Raw genomic sequence first — 981 nt, forward strand, 5'->3', positions numbered from 1 at the left:
GTGTCGCATTGCTGACACCGAGACGCTTCCAATGTTTACAGATACTTAAAGAGGGAGTGCACAATGACTCAGGTCCGGCAAAGCCTCGCAGCGCCCGCTCGGCTGCATTGTTCGTCAGGCAAATTCTCCCATCTTCCAGGAATGACGTGAAGCCGTCCCAACGCTTCAGCATGTAATCGATAGCCTCGGCGACAGGAGAACTGCGCGACAGCTTTGCCCGCTCGGTCCGCATCCAGTCCTCGAGTTCTTTGACGAGTGAGAGGCTGTCGATGCGACGGCGCTGCAGGCGTTCGTCGGCGGCAAGCCCGTTGATCTCCCGCTCGATGTCGAACAGGGCATCGATCCGTTTGACAGCCTCCAGCGCCAGCGGCGAGATCGGCATGGCACGGCTGCCGCGTTTGGCATTCGTGGCAATGTCAGCGAGCACAAAGAACTTGCGGCGTGAGTGCGCCCAGCACAGTGCCTGCGTCAGCGGATCGGGATCGCGGTCAACCTTGAACAGGGGATTGTAGCCGCCATAAGCATCCGCTTGCAGAATGCCGGTGAAGGTCTTCAGGTGGCGCTCGGGATGCTCCTGCCGCCGGTCCCGCGACGCATAGTAAAGAGCTGCGGGTGGTGACTGCCCGCTGAACGGTCGGTCATCCCGGACATATGTCCAGATGCGCCCCGTATCGGTTTTGCCTTTCGCCAGGATCGGCACGGTGGTGTCGTCGCCATGCAGCCGCTCGGCGGCCAGAACATGCGCCTCGATCAACGAATGAATGGGCTTCAGCGCCGCCGCGCAAGCACCGACCTGGTCGGCCAGTGTCGATAAGCTGAGGTCGATCCCCTCTCGGCCATAGCGCTCGCTCTGGCGGTTCAGCGGTTGATGCTGGGCGAACTTCTCAAACAGGATCATCGCCAGCTGTCAATCGGCGTCCAAAGTTCACCCCTTATCGGCGTCCAATTTTGACCCCCCATATGCTGTAGATCAGCGCTTGG

1 pseudogene is annotated in these 981 nt (G+C 60.4%); it reads right to left on the reverse strand.

Going from position 1 to position 981, the window contains the following annotated elements:
• Positions 1-76: 76 nt before the first annotated feature.
• Positions 77-904 (reverse strand): annotated as a pseudogene (gene tnpC / locus PYR71_RS30660) (IS66 family transposase); the annotation flags it as partial.
• Positions 905-981: the final 77 nt, after the last annotated feature.

It is taken from the genome of Rhizobium mulingense, assembly GCF_029194105.1.
Taxonomy (GTDB): Bacteria; Pseudomonadota; Alphaproteobacteria; order Rhizobiales; family Rhizobiaceae; genus Rhizobium; species Rhizobium mulingense.